Below are 16,607 nucleotides of genomic sequence, written 5' to 3' on the forward strand. Positions count from 1 at the left end.
CCTTGATCTCCCGCTACAGGAACGGCTCTTCGCCCGGTTTGTGGATACCGCATTCGACCTTGTCCCAGCCCGCCCAGCGACCGGCGCGGGGGTCTTCCCCTGGGGCGACGGCGCGCGTACAAGGTGAGCAGCCGATAGAAGTGAAGCCGCGATCGACCAGAGGGTGGCGCGGCAAGTCGTGCTCTTCAAAATAGGCGGCGATGCGATCGGCATCCCAGTCGATCAGCGGATTGATCTTGAACCGGCCCTGCGCGTCCGACGTGTCGATTTCGAAGCGCGGCAGGTTTGCGCGGGTCGAAGACTGAAAGGCCTTGCGCCCGGTCAAGCTGGCATCGAAACCGGATAAGGCTTTCTCGAGAGGACGGACCTTGCGCAGCTCGCAGCAACCATCGGGGTCATAAGACCAGCGCAGACCACTTTCGTCACGCGCCTGCAAATCTTCCAAGTCAGGATAGACATTGACGAGATTCAGGTCGAGCCGCGCGGCCAACAGGTCGCGATAGGCGAGAGTTTCAGGAAAGTGCTTGCCTGTTTCGAGGAAAAGCACCGGCACCGAAGCATCGATTTGCGATACCAGATGGAGCAGCACGGCACTTTCGGCACCGAAACTGGAGACGATGGCGATGTCACCGACGAGGTTGCCCTCCAGTACCGCACCAAGCCACTCGTCCGTATCGCTTCCGCGGAACATGCGATTGAGCCGGATGGCATCCTGCTCCTTGAACCGCGGCCCGGTGTCGATCCGGTCTATCGCGCGCAGTTCGTTCACCCGTGCCTCTTGTTCCAGATCGGTGTGGATGCGTCGGCAGCCGATTGATAGACCTCGGGCCAGCGCGATAGCGCGGCCTCGACATCACTTTGATCGAGCGGTGCGTCCGGATCGAAAGCATCGAAGCCGCAGCGGCGCATATAGGCAACCTGATCGACCAGCACGTCGCCGACTGCTCGCAATTCGCCTTCGTAACCAGCTTCGCGCAGCAACCTTGCCGAGGAGTAGCCCCGCCCATCGCCGAAAGAGGGGAAGTTGACTTCGACGAGAGCGAGGCGTTCGAGATGGGGGATCAATTCGCGCGCATCATCACCCGGCTCGACCCGGACTGCGCTGGCCGAAGACTGGTCGAGGAAGGAATCGACAGTCACTGCCGCATGATCGACTGGATCGTCCTTGCGATAGCGGATCAGACGGTCGTTTTCGGACGAAAGGTCAGCCATAAAGCGCCTCCTTGAAGGGGGTCATGCCGATACGGCGGTAGGTATCGAGGAAGCGTTCGCCGTCCTCGCGTTCGCGCAGATAGACATCGGCTGCAGTCTCGACCGCATCTACGATGCCCGCTTCATCGAAGCCCGGACCGGTAATCTTGGCCAGGCTGACATCTTCCGCCTCGCTTCCGCCGAGGAGCAACTGGTAGTTCTCGACGCCTTTCCGATCGACGCCGAGGATGCCGATGTGGCCTGCATGGTGATGGCCGCACGCGTTGATGCAGCCGGAGATCTTGAGCTTGAGTTGGCCCAGAGCCTCGGTCTTGCCGCTGGCGGAAAAACGCTCCGAAATCTTCTGCGCCACCGGGATCGAGCGGGCATTGGCAAGGCTGCAATAATCGAGACCCGGGCAGGCGATAATGTCCTCGACAGTATCGAGATTAGGGCTGCCCAGACCGGCTGCTTCCAGCGCGGTCCACAGCGCGTGGAGATCCGCCTTGCGGACATGCGGCAGGACGATGTTCTGGGTGTGCATGACGCGCAGTTCGTCGAAGCTGTACTCCTCCGCTAGGTCGGCCATCAGCCGCATCCGCTCGGACGTCGCATCCCCCGGAATGCCGCCAACCGGCTTGAGGCTGATCACCGCAGAGGCATAGCCCGGTACCTTATGGGCCACCGTATTGCGATCCACCCAAAGCGCGAAATCCGGATCGGAACGGTCGATATCTTCGCTTGCGCTCTGATCGAAGGCAGGGTCCTCGAAGAAAGTGCGGATACGTTCCAACTCAGCGAAAGGCGGTTCGATGCCCTCGTCCAGCATATGCTCGAATTCGGCATCGACTGCCTTGGCGTATTCCTCCGCGCCCATCTCATGGACGAGGATCTTGATCCTCGCCTTGTACTTGTTGTCGCGCCGGCCTTCACGATTATAAACCCGCAGGCAGGCTTCGGCATAGGTCACCAGCCGGTCGAGCGGGACGAACTCCTTGATGCAAGGCGCAATCATCGGAGTCCGGCCCATCCCGCCCCCAACATAGAATGCGGCGCCAAGTTCGCCGTCCTGTTCGACAATCTGGATACCGATATCGTGCAGACGCATTGCAGCGCGATCGGTATCGCTGGCAATCACAGCAATCTTGAACTTTCGCGGTAAGTAGCTGAATTCAGGGTGGAAGCTCGACCACTGGCGCAATAGCTCGGCATAGGGGCGCGGATCGACCAGTTCGTCTGCCGCGGCACCTGCGAAATGGTCCGAACTTATGTTGCGGATGCAGTTGCCGCTTGTCTGGATGGCGTGCATCTCGACCTTGGCGAGGTCCGCCAGGATATCGGCAGCGTCTTGCAGCCTGATCCAGTTATACTGGATGTTCTGCCGCGTGGTGAAGTGGCCGTACCCGCGGTCGTACTTGTCGGCGATGTCAGCCAGCGCATGCATCTGGCGGCTGTTAAGCGTACCGTAGGGGATTGCGACGCGCAGCATATAGGCGTGCAATTGCAGATAGAGACCGTTCATCAGCCGCAATGGTTTGAACTGATCCTCGGTCAGTTTGCCTTCCAGCCGCCGGCGTGCCTGATCGCGGAATTCCTCGACGCGAGCATCAACCATGGCCTGGTCGTAATGGTCATAAAGATACATCAGATCACCCAGTTGCCGATGTCGGGATCGGCAGGTTTGAGAGTGAGGTCGGGACGCACCGTAGGCCCCAGTGCACGAATGCGGTCCTTGATATGCACCGGGCGTGGGCTGCCTGCATGCAACTCCGCGTCGATCGCATAGGACGCGTTGACCCGGCGTGCGGCTTCCTCCCGCCGGGCGATTTCCTCCTCGCTGCCGCTAACATCGGCGGCGTCCTCCACATGAAGCGACCAGTCGCTACCGGTCCACCAGATCACCTCACCGCTTTTCAGATCGTTGCCGGTCAAAATCCTCATGCAACAGCCTCCTGGGCAACGACGGCCAGCGCGCTGTCGCGTGCGGTCACTTCTCCGATCACTATCAATGCAGGACTGACCACATTCTCGTGTTCCACCAGATCGGGGAGACCGGCCAGAGAGCTCCGCAATACGCGCATGGTCGGCCTTGCCCCGTTCTCGATGACGGCCACCGGCATCGAAGGGGACAACCCATCCGCCATCAGTTTTTCGGCAATCTGCGGCGCGGTTTTCACGCCCATATAGATGACCAGGGTCCGCCCCTTGCCGGCAAGCCCCGCCCAGTTCTGCTCGGCCGGGCCTTTGCACTGGCCCGCCACGTAACTGACGATCGAAGCGGCATCGCGATGGGTCAGCGAAATCTGTGCGGCCGCAGCGGCGCCGTTCGCTGCACTGATACCGGGGACCACCTCCACCGATACGCCCGCTGCATGAGCGGCCTCTGCTTCCTCTCCGCCACGTCCGAATATGAATGGATCGCCGCCCTTCAGGCGCACAACGTCCTGTCCATTGCGGGCAATCGCAATCAGGAGGCGGTTGATTTCATCTTGCGGAAGCGTGTGCTTCGAACGCTGCTTCGCCACCGAAATCAGTTTTGCCTGCGGATGTGCAAGCCTGAGAATCGAGGAATCGACAAGCCCGTCATGGACGATGACACCCGCAGCTTCGATAAGCCGCGCAGCGCGCAAGGTAAGAAGGTCGGGATCGCCCGGTCCTGCACCGACGAGATAGATGGTTCCATCCTTTGCCATGTCTGCAAATTGCGGACTGGCACGCGATTGCGCCAAGCAGAATGAGTAGCCGGGGCGGAAGATCGAATTTTGAAATCGAAGCTGTCACGCATGAAAGGCGATATTTCAAAATCGCCGCTGCGCAAGCCGGAAGCTGAGCTTTAGTGTCGATACCCGATGTGGGGCGAATTGAAGCTAGTCTCGGGTCTCGCCCTTTTGCCGGGACATGGCCTCGAACCACCTCTCCAGCTGGTCGCTCGAGCGGATATGGATGTCGCGCTGCGGGAAGGGAATTTCGACCCCGTGCTCCTTGAACAGCCACCATAATTGTTTCAGCACTGCACTACGTACATTGCCGACGCCGTCTTCCGGATCGCGAATCCAGCAATGGATCGTGAAATTGACGGAATTGTCGCCGTATTCGCTCATCCAGACTGTCGGCGGCGGTGCCTTGAGCACGCGCTCGCAGCTTTTCGCAGCTTCGAGCATCAGCTCCTCGGCCAGATGCATGTCCGCTTCGTAGCTGACGCCCACAGGCACCTGCATGCGCACGTTCTTCGAAGAATAGGACCAGTTTTCCACCTGATTGATCATCAGGTTTTCGTTCGGGATCAGGTATTCGCGCTGATCGCGTGTCGTCACAGAGACTGCCCGTACGCCGATCTTGCGTATCTGGCCGAAGGTTTCGTTGCCGGCCATGTCGGTTACCGCGATCACGTCCCCCGGCTTGATCGATTTATCCATCAGCAGGATGATCCCGGCTATCAGATTACCGAAGGTTTTCTGCAGGCCGAAACCAATCGCAAGACCGAAGGCACCGGAAAATACGGCCAAGGCCGTAAGATCTATGCCAAGAAGGTCGATGCCGAGAAAGAAGGCCGCTGCCCAGATGACGATCGTGAGGATCTTCTCCGCGAGCAGTTGCTGCGTGTCGTCAAGTTTCGTGAAACGCCGCACCCCGCGGCGGGCAAGTTTGCTCACGAACCAGGCAAAGAACAGCACGCCTATCAGGATGACGGCGACGATCACCACGTCGAAAAGCGAGATGCGCATGTCACCCAGGCTCAGTGCCACGGCGTCGAGCGTGTCCAGCAGCGAACCGACAGTTTCGTTCTTGCTGCTGACGGCTTCCCGAATTCCCTCCGCCGCCGCGACACTACTGTCCTCGGGCGCATCCTCGGCCAAGCTCCATGCTTGTTCGACCGGAGTCGCCTCGGAACCTGGAGCCTCTGCTGGTGAAGTTTCGCCCTGCACGTCTATCCTTGATCCATTGCCGTGAAGGCCTGTTTGAGGTCGGCGATAAGATCGTCCGTATCTTCGAGCCCGATGGATAAGCGAATACCGAGCCTGTCCTCAAGCCCCCATCCCTCTTTGGGCCATGCCATTTGCGAGCGTACCGGGTCGACATCGAAAGGTAGAGCCAGGCTTTCGAAGCCGCCCCAGCTATAACCAATACCAAACAGGTTCAACGCATCGATCAAACTGCAACGCGCAGCATCGTCGCGCCCCTTGAGGACGAAGCTGAACAAGCCGCAGCCTCCGGCAAAATCGCGCTTCCAGAATTCATGCCCTGGCGCACCAGGCAGCATGGGGCAAAGAACATGGGCCACCTCGTCGCGCTCTGCGAGCCACTGCGCTATGCGTAGGGCGCTAGTCGTTTCGTGCTGCAGACGCACGCCCATAGTTCTGAGCCCCCTCAGTGCCAGCGCCGCATCGTCAGGGGAAACGACGTGTCCGAGTTGCTGGGCCGTCTGCCGTAGTCGACGGTGCCAGCGCTCACCGGCACTGGCGGCACCCATCATGAGATCCGAATGACCGCCGATATGCTTGGTGAGCGAGGTTATGGTAATATCGCAGCCGTGTTCCAGCGCGGCAAAGCCCAACCCGGTCGCCCAGGTGTTGTCGAAGAGGCTCACTGCCCCTTTATGGCGAGCTATCGTCGTTAACGCAGGAATGTCGCAGACTTCCATGGTTAGGCTGCCGGGGCTTTCCAGCATGACGGCCTTGGTTCGTTCGCAAAACGCCCGCTCATAAGCCTCTACGTCCAGAGGGTCGAAGAAACGATGCTCGATACCATACCGCTTCAGCATCCCCATCGCGGTGTTCCGGGTGGGATCGTAGGCGTTGTCTGCTACGAGCAACACGTCGCCGCTGCGTAAAACCGTCAGAAGTGCAGCGACGATCGCCGCCACTCCGCTCGGATAGAGTACAGTACCTTGAGCGCCAGGCTCCAGCTCCGTCAGCGCCTCGGCCAGCGCCCATTGCGTAGGCGCGCCGCGACGACCGTAAAAGAAACGTCCATCTTCATTGGTCTTCACACCATCTCGCAAGGCGGCGCAATCGGGATATAAATGCGTGCTCGCGCGCCACACGGGTGGGTTGACCACGTGTTCTGCGAAGTCACCGGAGCGCCCGCCCGTCACGAGACGCGTTGCCAGCGATTGCTCTTTCTTGCCGCCCCCCGCCATGGTCAGTTCGCCTTTCCGAGTTCCTTGGGCGTATCCGGGTCGGCACCCCATTCCATCCAGCTGCCATCGTATAGCGCGGCACCCTCCTTACCGATTAGTTCGAGCCCGAACAGCAGTACGCTCGCCGTCATTCCGCTGTTGCAACTGGTCACGATCGGCCCGTCAAGATCGATGCCAGCCTCCTCGAATTCCCGGCGAATCGCTTCGATATTCTTATAGGTTCCGTCCTCATTAATCAGCCTCGTGAAGTGAAGGCTCCTCGAACCCGGGATATGCCCCTGCGACCCGCTACCTTCGCGTCCTTCGAACCGACCGGCATCGCGTGCGTCGATCACTTGCCAGGCACCGTCGGAAATATTGTCGAGCATTTCATCCCTGGTCCTGACTTCGCGGCGCGACACCGGCTCTTCCCGGTGACGGGGTGCATGGTCTACTTTACGCTGCGATAGTTCGCGCCCTTCATCTCTCCATTTGGCTAGTCCGCCGTCAAGGATGGCTACTTTCTCTTCGCCATAGCGGTCCAGGATGAACCAAGCCCGCGCGGAGGATTTGATCGCGCTGTCATCATAGAGCACGATACGGCTCCCGGGGGCGATACCCAGTTTGCCCATTCGCTCGGCAAATTGCGCCGCCGTCGGCACGGCCTTGGGCACTGCCGAACCGGTATCGATAAAGCTGGCGAGATCGAGAAACCGTGCCCCGGGGATATGACCTTCCCCAAACTCCCTCGCCGCATCGCGTCCGGTGTCGGGCAGATGCATCGACGCATCGAGTACCACGAGATCGTCCGAGCCAAGGCGGGCTGCAAGCCATTCGGTCGAAACAAGCATTTCCATCCCGGCTTGCTAGCGGTCGCCAGCCGAGGTGTCGATTCAGTCCAGCGCGCGTGCGGCAATCGGTTCGTAGCTGCGAGGTCCTTCGTCGATGCGAAAGGGTGTGACGCGCCCGCCACCGGGTATCCCGAGCCCAACTACGAACGTCTTGACCAGAGGCTCTGCACTGGCTCCATCAAGGCGGACCCTCAGCAGCGGAACGAAAAGTGCAGCCTTGCCCTGCCGGATGACGCGCGCCTGAGACAGCGGAATGGTGATCTGACCGTCATAGCGCACGCTCTGGCCCGGGGCGATACGATCGAAAGTATGGCGCTTTTCCAGCCTCTGCGAAGTACTGGCAACCTGCTGCTCGACCGGCACGCCGCCATGCGCTGAAACGATGTCCGCTCCGAATTCGACATTGGAAAGCGCCTTTGTGGAACGGTTCATCAACGACACACGATAATGCAGCGTTGCGTTCATCACCGACCGGGTGAGCTTGATTGCCTCAGCTCGGATCTGAAGATCGGTGGGCGCGGCCAGACCGCCGCCGCTCCCAACCACGGGCTTCTCGATCTCCGGTGGAGGAACATTGCGGCGACGTTGCGAAAGGAAATAGCCGAGACCGAGCAAGGCCAGCAATCCGCCGCCGACTGCAGGCCATATCCAGTTGATGCCTGCATCCGAAGACTCGGCAACGGAAGCAGCATCGGTTGCCGTTCCATTAGCGGGATCGACACTCTCTCGCTCTTCGGGCGCATCCGTCGGAATGGGTGCGGGCACGATCGGTGCAGTTTCACCCGGTTCCAGCGGCAGACGCTCTTGCGCGGTAGGCAGTGCACTAGGTTGAGGGCGCGGCGTGCTCGCTGAACGGTCTGCGGGAGTACCAGTAGTGGTGGTGGTCCTCGTCGGCACCGGTGTCGGTGTCGGACTCGGCAGAGTGGGTACGGCAGCCGTCGACCGTGCCGTTGGAGTCGGCGAAGGCGTGGGCGTTCCGATTACACGCGGCGCTACCGGCAGATTGCCGCTTTCGGTATCGACCGGACCCTGTACGCGCGGGCTTGCCGTCGGGGTGGGATTCGGCGGCAACTGGAAGTCCTGCGCACTTTGTGCCGACAGGCCGGCAGGCGCAGCGAGGACGAGCGCAACGAAGGGAAGGCGAAAACGGATGTGCATGGACAAAGGAGCCTGATCGGGTCGGCGCGCTGAATAGGCACTGAAGCGATCAGTTCCAAGCCCCGGCTTGCGCCTATGCTCCATTCGCGGCAGATGCGCGACATGAGCGACACAGTGACACCCAGGTTCCTCGGCGAAAACAGCCCTCTTCCCACCTCGCCCGAGGAGGCCGAACTCGACTACGTGCCGAACCCCCGTTCGGGTCAGCTTTACATGGTCCGCTTCGCCGCGCCCGAATTCACCTCTTTGTGCCCGGTGACCGGCCAGCCGGACTTCGCGCATCTGGTGATCGACTATGCCCCCGGTGAAACAATCGTCGAATCGAAGAGCCTCAAGCTTTTCCTGGGCTCCTTCCGCAATCATTGCGGATTTCACGAGGACGTGACTGTGGGCATCGGCCAGCGATTGTTCGAGGAAATGCAGCCGAAATGGCTGCGTATCGGCGGCTACTGGTATCCGCGCGGAGGCATTCCGATCGACGTGTTCTGGCAGAGTGGCGGCGTGCCGGAAGGGCTATGGGTTCCCGAGCAGGGCGTCTCGTCCTATCGTGGAAGAGGTTGAGAGGAGACAGCGCGTGATTGCGAATCTGCCGAAGTATGCCTTGTGGCTAGCCCTTGCGCTGCTCCTGTGGTTTGCGGTTGCGGTCTTTGGACCCAAATTCGGCGTGATCGACTGGCAGACCGGGCTGGGCACCATGGTCCGCACGATCGGTCCCATTTTTATCGGCGCGACTGCTCTGATAGCTTTGATCGCCCTCGTGCTGGTACTCTGGAAGGGTCCGCGAAATCAGTGGTGGAAAGCGGCCTTCGCACTCGCCATTCCCGCGGCGCTGATGGCCGGCCTCGTCTCGGTGGCGAACCAGGCCGCGAGCGTGCCGCCGATCCACGATGTCGCCACCGATACTTTGAACCCGCCCTCGTTTTCCGAGGCCACGATAGCCAAGCGGGAAGAAATCGGGGCGAACCCGCTCAACGATTACCAGGCGCCGCTTGGTCAGCTGGAACCGTGGAAGAAGGCACTCGCAGACAGTCCTCTGGCCGGAAAAAGCCATGCGCAAGTGATTGCGGACAGCTTTCCCGAACTCCGGCCAATCCCGTTCGACATTCCCCGCGACCAGGCGATGGCGCTCGTTGCGGCAGCTATGAGCGACATTGGCTTGGAGGACATCCGCAGCGACGTACAGGCAGGTACGATCGAAGGAACGGCAGAGACCTTCGCTTTCGGCTTCAAGGACGACGTGGTGGCCAGAATCGAAGACGGCGTCATCGACCTGCGCTCGGTAAGCCGCGTCGGCCTGTCGGACCTTGGTTACAACGCCGCGCGCCTGCGTGAATTGTCCGATGCCATCAAGGCACGACTCAACGGCTGAACCGGTTGACCAACGGTCGAGTCAGTCCTTGAACGCTTCCGCCACCAGCGGCTGCGATGAGGACATCATGAGGAAGTAGCGCGGAAACCTGTTCCGAGAAACCTGGTGGAGCCGAGCGGGATCGAACCGCTGACCTCGTCATTGCGAACGACGCGCTCTCCCAACTGAGCTACGGCCCCGTAACCGGTCTGGAACAGATGTTTAGCGAATGGTCCCGTGCAAGAAAAGACCGGTCAGCTACGGATTTTCCAACCGGAAGCGAGGATCCGATAGACCAGGAAGGCGAAGGCCAGATTGAAGACACCGAGCCCGATCGCGCTCTGCACGAGGGCCGAGTTGGTATCGCCAATGTCGCTCTGGCCGAGAAAACCGAAGCGAAAGCCGCTTATGACATAGAAGAAGGGATTGAAGCGGCTGATGATCTGGAACGTGGGAGCGAGGTTGTCGATCACGTAGAACGTACCCGACAACAAGCTCAGTGGTGCTATCACGAAATTGGTCACGGCGGCGTTGTGATCGAACTTTTCCGCCCAGATCGACGCAAGAAGCCCCATCAGCGCGAGCATGATCGCGCCCATCAGCCCGAACCACGCGACCGCCCATGGATGCGCCAGCGACAAATCCACCCCTGGATAGAACGCCATGGCCAGCGCCACGACTGCACCCACTGCGACGGCCCTGGTAACTGCGGCTGTGACTATCCCCGTCATCAACTCGCCAGTCGAAAGCGGCGGCATGAGCAGGTCGATGATTGTGCCCTGGATCTTGCCCGACAGCAGCGAAAAGCTGGAATTTGCAAAGGCGTTCTGCATCATGCCCATCACGATCAGCCCGGGCGCGACGAAGGTGGCGAAATTCACTCCCAGGATCTCTCGTCCTTCTCGGCCCAGCGCGACCGTGAAAATGACCAGAAAAAGCAGTGTCGTGACGGCAGGGGCCCAGATCGTCTGCGTCTGGACCTTGAGAAACCGGCGAACCTCCTTAATATAGAGGCTCCATAAACCCACGCGGTTGATCCCGGTAATCACGGGTTCCCCCCGCTTTGGGAAACTGCCCCTCCCCTTGCCCGGATTTTCCGTGAACGAGGCATCGTCACTGCTCTGAGAGGAAGCGGGAACGGGTTGGACTTGATCGGCCATGGGCGTGCGCCTAGGGCCAAGCACTTCCGCTGGCAAGATGCAGGCGGGGACACGAAGGATACGGATTTCGTAATGAGCTGGACCGACGAACGGATCGCGACGCTGAAGAAGATGTGGGAAGGCGGTTCGACCGCCAGCCAGATTGCCGAGGAACTGGGCGGCGTAAGTCGCAATGCGGTGATTGGAAAGGCTCACAGGCTGGGTCTCAAGTCGCGCCCTTCACCGGTCAAGGCGGCCGAGAAAAAGAAAGCTGCGCCGAAGCCGAAGCCCACGCCCAAGCCGGTGGCCAAGAAGGTTGCCCCGCGTCCTGCACCTGCCCCTGCTGCTGCACCTGCCGCTCCGGCGGCCGCTCCGCCAGCGGCGAGGCCGGACAGCGCCAATCCTTCGCAGCCGTTGCCCAACCGATCGCCCGACCTCCCGAAGATCGTTTCGGTCGGCCCTGGCGGATTCCTGAGGCAGGGGCCAGGCGACCAGCAGCCACCTATTCCACCCGCGCCGCCGCGCAGGCTGGTTCCGGCCAAGCCCGATCCCTCCATCGCTGACAAGACCAGCCTGCTCGATCTGTCAGACAAGGTCTGCCGGTGGCCGATGGGCCATCCCGGCGAACCGGACTTCCATTTTTGCGGCGAGGCGGTGAACCCCGGCTTTCCCTATTGCGTCGAGCACTGCGGGAGGGCCTATCAGGCCCAGTTGCCGCGCGGCGCGCGGCGTCCTCCTCCGCCACTTCCGTTCGGCGGACCACGCGTCCGCTAAAAGCGATTTCCATCGGGCCCGCCGGTTTGAACTGGCGGGCCCTTTTCATTACCGGAGTGCCTAATGGCTTTCGACCTCCACGCCGCTTTCGTACCCACCATCCGCCAGCTGCTGGGGGCACTTCCCGGCTTGGTCGACAAGGCCGAGGCCTTCGCCGCGGACGGTTCATGCTCCGATGCCGAACTGCTCGACGCCCGACTGGCGGAGGATATGTGGCCGCTACCCTGGCATATACGCGCCTGCTGGATGCACAGCGGCTATGCGCTCGATCAGCTCGCTGGCGGCGCGTTCACGCCCGACTTTACGGATATTCCGACCAATTGGGCCGCAATGCACGAGATGATTTCCGCGGCGGACCGGCGAATGGCATCGGTTACGCCGGGCGAAATCGACGCGCTGGCCGACCGGAATATCGATTTCGTGCTCGGTGGAGAAACGCGTTTCACCCTCCCGGGCGAGCGGTTCCTGCTCGGCTTCAACATGCCCAATTTCCAGTTTCACGCGACGACATTCTACGGCATCCTGCGCATGAAGGGCGTATCGCTGGGCAAGCGGGACTACATGGGCAACCCCGCCGGACCAATGTTCCAGCGCTAGGGTTTTCTGGCGAACCAGATCGTGTGGTGCGGCCCCTTGTTGTTGGGGCGTGCCCGGACTGTGCGCTCCTCCACATTGAACCCGGCCTCTTTCAGGCGCGTGCGGAACTTGTGGTCGGGCGCAGCAGACCAGACGGCAAGCACGCCACCGGAATTCAGCGCATCGCGCGCCTTGCCCAGACCCGTTCGCGAATAGAGCCGCTCATTCCCGTCGCGCACGATCCCGTCGGGTCCATTATCGACATCGAGCAGGATCGCATCCCATTTGGCGCAGGTTCCGTCATTGGCATCGTCGATCAGCGCCGCGACGTCGCACAGCACCACATCGCCGCGCGGATCATCCAGTGTGTCCCCGGTGAGATGCTGTAGCGGTCCTTTCGCCCAGTCGAGGATTTCGGGCACGACTTCGGCCACTACGACCCGCGCGCCCTCGCTTGTCTTTTCCAGTGCCTTGCGGAAGGTAAAGCCCATGCCATAGCCGCCGATCAGCACACGCGGCGCTTTCCTGTTCAATTCCGCAAGGGTGAGTTCGGCGAGTTGCTCTTCGCTGAACTGCATGCGCGTACCCATCAGTTCGTTACGCCCGAGCATGATGATATGATCGCGCCCGTGGCTGACCAGCGTGAGCGTCTCCCCTCCGGGAATTTCGGCAGTGGCAATGGTTTCACGCGGGAGCATGGCTGGCCTTTCGGGCTGGCGGGATATTCAACTCGCGTCCCGATAGCGCGCCCGCCACCTGCGCGATAGTCAGCCTGTGACTTCGAGAACCATATTGGTGGGCGTCTCCGATGCCCTGCGAATATTGGAGAACCCGGCCTCGTTGAGCACCTTGGTGAGCCGTTTCTGTCCAGCCTGCGCCCCAAGGCCGAGACCAACAGGTTGAGACAGCGATGCCGGAGTGCATACGGTGGTGGAGAAGGCATAGAAGATCTGCCCCAAGGGATGCATGTTTTCCGCCATAGTGTCTCCGGCCATCGGCTCGACCAGCATCAGCGTGCCGTCATCTTTCAGCTTCTCGCGAATGTGCCGGGCTGCGCCCACCGGATCGCCCATGTCGTGCAGCGCGTCGAAAATGCATGCGAAGTCGTAGTCGTTGCCATCGAAATCCTGTGCTGTAGCGACCTGGAAATCGACATTGGTCACGCCCGCCTCTGCCGCCTTGCGGCGTGCTTCCTCAATTGAGGGTTCATGGAAATCGATGCCGTGGATAGTCGAATTGGGATAGGCCTTTGCCAGCAGCACGGTCGAAGACCCATGGCCGCATCCGATGTCGGCCACCTTTGCGCCCTTGGTCAATTTGCCCTCGACGCCATCGAGCGCGGGTATCCAGCTTTCAACCAGATTGGCCTGATAACCCGGACGGAAGAAGCGGTCGGTCCCACAGAAAAGACACTGCGAGTGCTCTCCCCACGGCCGGCCTTGGCCGGATCTGAAGGTATCGACCGACTTCTGGTGTTCTTCATATTGCGAGACCACCGCCATGATGAACCCCTGCATGTTCGCCGGCTGCCCCTCCCGCGCGAAGACCAGCGCCTGCTCGGGAGAAAGCGAAAAGGTTTCGTCCGCAGGATGGAAGGTGACGTAGCCCGCTGCGCTGACCGAACCGAGCCACTGGTGCAGGTATTTCTCATTATATCCGGTCTTCTCGGCGATCTGTGCAAGGGTCAGACGCCCTTCGCCGTCTAGCGTGTCGAAGATCCCCGACTGATCGCCAATATAGGCCATGAAAAGGCTGAGCGCACCGGCAACGTCGCCGATCACCTTGCCGGCGAGTTCTTCCACTTTCGTCGTGTCGATCTGCTGAATCATTTTCGCTCTCCGCAATGCTGGAAAAGCGACCCCTTGCGATCCGGGTTCTATGGTGCCGCGACTCGCTCTTGGATGGCGGGAATCCGACTGCCGACGATCTAGCACATTGCGGGCAAAGATACGAAGAAGGGCCGCCGGCGAACCGGCGACCCTTCATGTTTGTCTGCCCCGCTTTCGCGGGAAAGCGGACTTAGTCCTTCAGGAAGTCCGGCACGTGGCTTTCACCACCCCCGTCATTTCCACCGCGACCTTCGCCACGGCCGCCACCGCGACTACCGCCGCGAGGACCACCGCGACCGCCGCGACGATCGCCGCCACCGCCGCCGCGCGGGCCACGATCACCGCGCGGTTCGCGCGGCGGGCGGGTGTCTTCCAGCTCTTCGCCGGTTTCCTGGTCGACGACGCGCATCGACAGGCGAACCTTTCCGCGCTGGTCGATCTCGAGAACCTTGACCTTCACTTCCTGGCCCTCCGACACGACGTCGGTCGGCTTCTCGACGCGCTCGTTCTTCATTTCGCTGACGTGGACGAGACCGTCCTTGCCGCCCATGAAGTTCACGAATGCGCCGAAGTCGACGATGTTGACGACCTTGCCGTTGTAGATCTTGCCGACTTCCGCCTCTTCGACGATGCCTTCGATCCACTTGCGAGCCGCTTCGATCTCGTCGGCGTTCGAGGAGCTGATCTTGATCACGCCCTCGTCGTCGATGTCGACCTTGGCACCGGTTTCTGCAACGATCTCACGGATCACCTTGCCGCCAGTACCGATGACGTCACGGATCTTCGACTTGTCGATCTGCATCGTCTCGATACGCGGAGCGTGCTTGGACACTTCACCGCGAGCGCCCGAAAGTGCCTTGGTCATTTCGCCGAGGATGTGTGCGCGGCCGGCCTTCGCCTGCTCGAGCGCCTTGGTCATGATTTCCTGCGTGATGCCGGCAACCTTGATGTCCATCTGGAGCGAGGTGATGCCTTTTTCGGACCCTGCGACCTTGAAGTCCATGTCGCCGAGGTGGTCTTCGTCACCCAGGATATCGGACAGTACGGCGAATTTGTCGCCTTCGAGGATCAGGCCCATGGCGATGCCGGAAACAGGGCGTTCGATCGGAACGCCGGCATCCATCATCGACAGACAGCCACCGCAAACGGTCGCCATCGAGCTCGAGCCGTTCGACTCGGTGATGTCCGACAGGATACGGATGGTGTAGGGGAAATCCTCGTGGCTCGGCAGCACCGGGTGCAGCGCGCGCCATGCGAGCTTTCCGTGGCCCGTCTCGCGGCGGCTGGTGAAACCGAAACGGCCGACTTCGCCGACCGAATAGGGCGGGAAGTTATAGTGCAGCATGAAGTGATTGTACGACAGGCCTTCGAGACCGTCGATCATCTGCTCGGCATCCTTGGTGCCCAGCGTGGTGGTGCAGATCGCCTGCGTTTCACCGCGCGTGAACAGCGCCGAACCGTGCGTGCGGGGCAGCAATCCTACCATTGCCTCGATCGGACGGACCTGGTCCACCTTGCGACCGTCGATGCGTGTGCCGTCGTTGAGGATCGAACCGCGCACGATGTCGCTTTCGAGCTTCTTCACCAGCTTGAGTTTGCCGAGGTATTCGGCCGGATCATCGTGGCCGAGACTTTCATAATGCTCGCGCGCCTTGGTACGGGCGGCGTTGATCGCATCCTGGCGTTCGGCCTTGTTGGTGATCTTGTAGGCGGCTTCGAGGTCTGCGCCGATAATGCCGCGCAGTTCCTCGAGCGTGGCCGACTTGTCTTCGACCGGATCGAGATCCCAGGGATCCTTGGCAGCCTGTTCGGCGAGATCGATGATCGCACCGATGACCTTGCGGCTTTCCTCATGCGCGAACATGACGGCGCCGAGCATTTCCTCTTCGGTCAGCTCCTTGGCTTCGGATTCGACCATCATCACCGCATCCTGCGTGGCGGCAACAACGAGGTCGAGGCGACCCTCTTCGTCCAGCGCCTTGTCGAGGCTCGGGTTGAGTTCGTATTCGCCATTGCGGAAGCCGACGCGCGCGGCGCCGATCGGGCCCATGAAGGGTACGCCCGAGATGGTCAGTGCAGCCGAAGCGGCGATCATCGCGACGATATCGGGCTCGGTCTCGCCGTCATAGGACAGGACCTGCGCGATAACGTTGATTTCGTTGTAGAAGCCTTCCGGGAAGAGCGGCCGGCAGGGCCGGTCGATCAAGCGGGAGGTCAGCGTTTCCTTCTCTGTGGCGCGGCCTTCGCGCTTGAAGAAACCGCCCGGGATACGGCCCGCAGCGGAGAATTTTTCCTGGTAGTGGACGGTCAGCGGGAAGAAATCCTGCCCTTCCTTCACACTCTTGGCGGCGGTCACGGCGCAGAGCACCACGGTTTCGCCATAGGTGGCCAGAACGGCACCGTCTGCCTGACGGGCGATGCGGCCGGTTTCGAGGGTGAGGGTCTTTCCGCCCCACTCCAGCGATACGGTTTTCGTGTCGAACATGTATTTTCCTTATGAACCCGCACGGCCTTATTGCGGTGCGGGGCCTACTATGCCGGGTAATCCGTCCCGGTCCGGTTCGAGGCGATTTTTCCTGCCTCTGGTGTGCCGCCTGCGCCGAATTGCGAAGGGGGCCATAT

Annotated in this window: 17 protein-coding genes and 1 tRNA gene; 4 read left to right on the forward strand and 14 right to left on the reverse strand. The window is 61.0% G+C overall.

The window, feature by feature from the left end:
• Positions 1-13: 13 nt before the first annotated feature.
• The 9 genes from K3180_RS07025 to K3180_RS07065 all read right to left on the reverse strand — a co-directional run bounded on the left by K3180_RS07025 (position 14) and on the right by K3180_RS07065 (position 8,319).
• Positions 14-769 (reverse strand): phosphoadenylyl-sulfate reductase, encoded by a 756-nt coding sequence (locus K3180_RS07025; protein WP_345719440.1) that lies wholly within the window; start codon positions 767-769, stop codon positions 14-16.
• Complete coding sequence (locus K3180_RS07030; protein WP_221539398.1) at positions 766-1,212, reverse strand: DUF934 domain-containing protein; 447 nt, start codon at positions 1,210-1,212, stop codon at positions 766-768. Before K3180_RS07030 ends, K3180_RS07025 begins: the two co-directional genes overlap by 4 nt.
• A complete protein-coding gene (locus tag K3180_RS07035; RefSeq protein ID WP_221539400.1) occupies positions 1,205-2,836 on the reverse strand; it encodes a nitrite/sulfite reductase in 1,632 nt (543 codons plus the stop codon). The genes K3180_RS07030 and K3180_RS07035 overlap by 8 nt, the downstream gene beginning before the upstream one ends.
• Positions 2,836-3,132, reverse strand: coding sequence for a DUF2849 domain-containing protein (locus K3180_RS07040; protein ID WP_221539402.1), 297 nt, complete (start codon positions 3,130-3,132; stop codon positions 2,836-2,838). The genes K3180_RS07035 and K3180_RS07040 overlap by 1 nt, the downstream gene beginning before the upstream one ends.
• Positions 3,129-3,884, reverse strand: a complete 756-nt coding sequence (gene cobA / locus K3180_RS07045; protein ID WP_221539403.1) for a uroporphyrinogen-III C-methyltransferase — start codon at positions 3,882-3,884, stop codon at positions 3,129-3,131. Before cobA ends, K3180_RS07040 begins: the two co-directional genes overlap by 4 nt.
• Positions 3,885-4,058: 174 nt before the next feature.
• Positions 4,059-5,117: a mechanosensitive ion channel domain-containing protein gene (locus K3180_RS07050; RefSeq protein ID WP_221539405.1), complete on the reverse strand. Its 1,059-nt coding sequence runs from the start codon at positions 5,115-5,117 to the stop codon at positions 4,059-4,061.
• A 2-nt stretch (positions 5,118-5,119) separates the two neighbouring features.
• Entirely contained in the window at positions 5,120-6,331 is a 1,212-nt protein-coding gene (gene metC / locus K3180_RS07055; protein ID WP_221539407.1) for a cystathionine beta-lyase, read from the reverse strand.
• Between the two features lie 2 nt (positions 6,332-6,333).
• The gene (locus K3180_RS07060) at positions 6,334-7,167 is read right to left on the reverse strand and encodes a sulfurtransferase (protein ID WP_221539409.1); all 834 of its coding nucleotides are present in this window, start codon (positions 7,165-7,167) and stop codon (positions 6,334-6,336) included.
• A 36-nt stretch (positions 7,168-7,203) separates the two neighbouring features.
• Entirely contained in the window at positions 7,204-8,319 is a 1,116-nt protein-coding gene (locus K3180_RS07065; RefSeq protein WP_221539411.1) for a hypothetical protein, read from the reverse strand.
• Between the two features lie 102 nt (positions 8,320-8,421).
• On the opposite strand from K3180_RS07065, the gene queF reads away from it, so the two are divergent.
• On the forward strand, positions 8,422-8,880 hold the full coding sequence (gene queF, locus K3180_RS07070; protein WP_425594520.1) for a preQ(1) synthase: 459 nt from the start codon (positions 8,422-8,424) through the stop codon (positions 8,878-8,880).
• A 13-nt stretch (positions 8,881-8,893) separates the two neighbouring features.
• Positions 8,894-9,688 carry a DUF1499 domain-containing protein gene (locus K3180_RS07075; RefSeq protein WP_345719441.1) on the forward strand — a complete coding sequence of 265 codons (795 nt, stop codon included), beginning with the start codon at positions 8,894-8,896 and terminating at the stop codon, positions 9,686-9,688.
• Between the two features lie 103 nt (positions 9,689-9,791).
• Here K3180_RS07075 and K3180_RS07080 read toward each other — a convergent pair.
• Together K3180_RS07080 and K3180_RS07085 are read right to left on the reverse strand one after the other, a co-directional pair.
• Positions 9,792-9,867, reverse strand: a tRNA-Ala gene (locus tag K3180_RS07080).
• A 54-nt stretch (positions 9,868-9,921) separates the two neighbouring features.
• Complete coding sequence (locus K3180_RS07085) at positions 9,922-10,827, reverse strand: ABC transporter permease (protein WP_247710389.1); 906 nt, start codon at positions 10,825-10,827, stop codon at positions 9,922-9,924.
• A gap of 72 nt (positions 10,828-10,899) precedes the next feature.
• Between K3180_RS07085 and K3180_RS07090 the strand changes: the two genes are divergently transcribed.
• Together K3180_RS07090 and K3180_RS07095 are read left to right on the forward strand one after the other, a co-directional pair.
• A complete protein-coding gene (locus K3180_RS07090; protein ID WP_221539412.1) occupies positions 10,900-11,580 on the forward strand; it encodes a GcrA family cell cycle regulator in 681 nt (226 codons plus the stop codon).
• Positions 11,581-11,643: 63 nt separating this feature from the next.
• On the forward strand, positions 11,644-12,177 hold the full coding sequence (locus tag K3180_RS07095) for a DUF1993 domain-containing protein (protein ID WP_221539414.1): 534 nt from the start codon (positions 11,644-11,646) through the stop codon (positions 12,175-12,177).
• Here the strand turns inward: K3180_RS07095 and K3180_RS07100 are convergent.
• From K3180_RS07100 to pnp, 3 genes are all read right to left on the reverse strand, one after another.
• Positions 12,174-12,854 carry a polyamine aminopropyltransferase gene (locus tag K3180_RS07100; protein WP_221539416.1) on the reverse strand — a complete coding sequence of 227 codons (681 nt, stop codon included), beginning with the start codon at positions 12,852-12,854 and terminating at the stop codon, positions 12,174-12,176. The two genes, K3180_RS07095 and K3180_RS07100, sit on opposite strands and share 4 nt — an antisense overlap.
• Positions 12,855-12,923: 69 nt before the next feature.
• Complete coding sequence (locus K3180_RS07105) at positions 12,924-13,985, reverse strand: methyltransferase domain-containing protein (RefSeq protein WP_221539418.1); 1,062 nt, start codon at positions 13,983-13,985, stop codon at positions 12,924-12,926.
• A gap of 190 nt (positions 13,986-14,175) precedes the next feature.
• Entirely contained in the window at positions 14,176-16,470 is a 2,295-nt protein-coding gene (pnp, locus tag K3180_RS07110; protein ID WP_221539420.1) for a polyribonucleotide nucleotidyltransferase, read from the reverse strand.
• Between the last annotated feature and the right edge of the window lie 137 nt (positions 16,471-16,607).

The sequence above is a fragment of the Qipengyuania huizhouensis genome (assembly GCF_019711635.1).
Lineage (GTDB): Bacteria > Pseudomonadota > Alphaproteobacteria > Sphingomonadales > Sphingomonadaceae > Qipengyuania > Qipengyuania huizhouensis.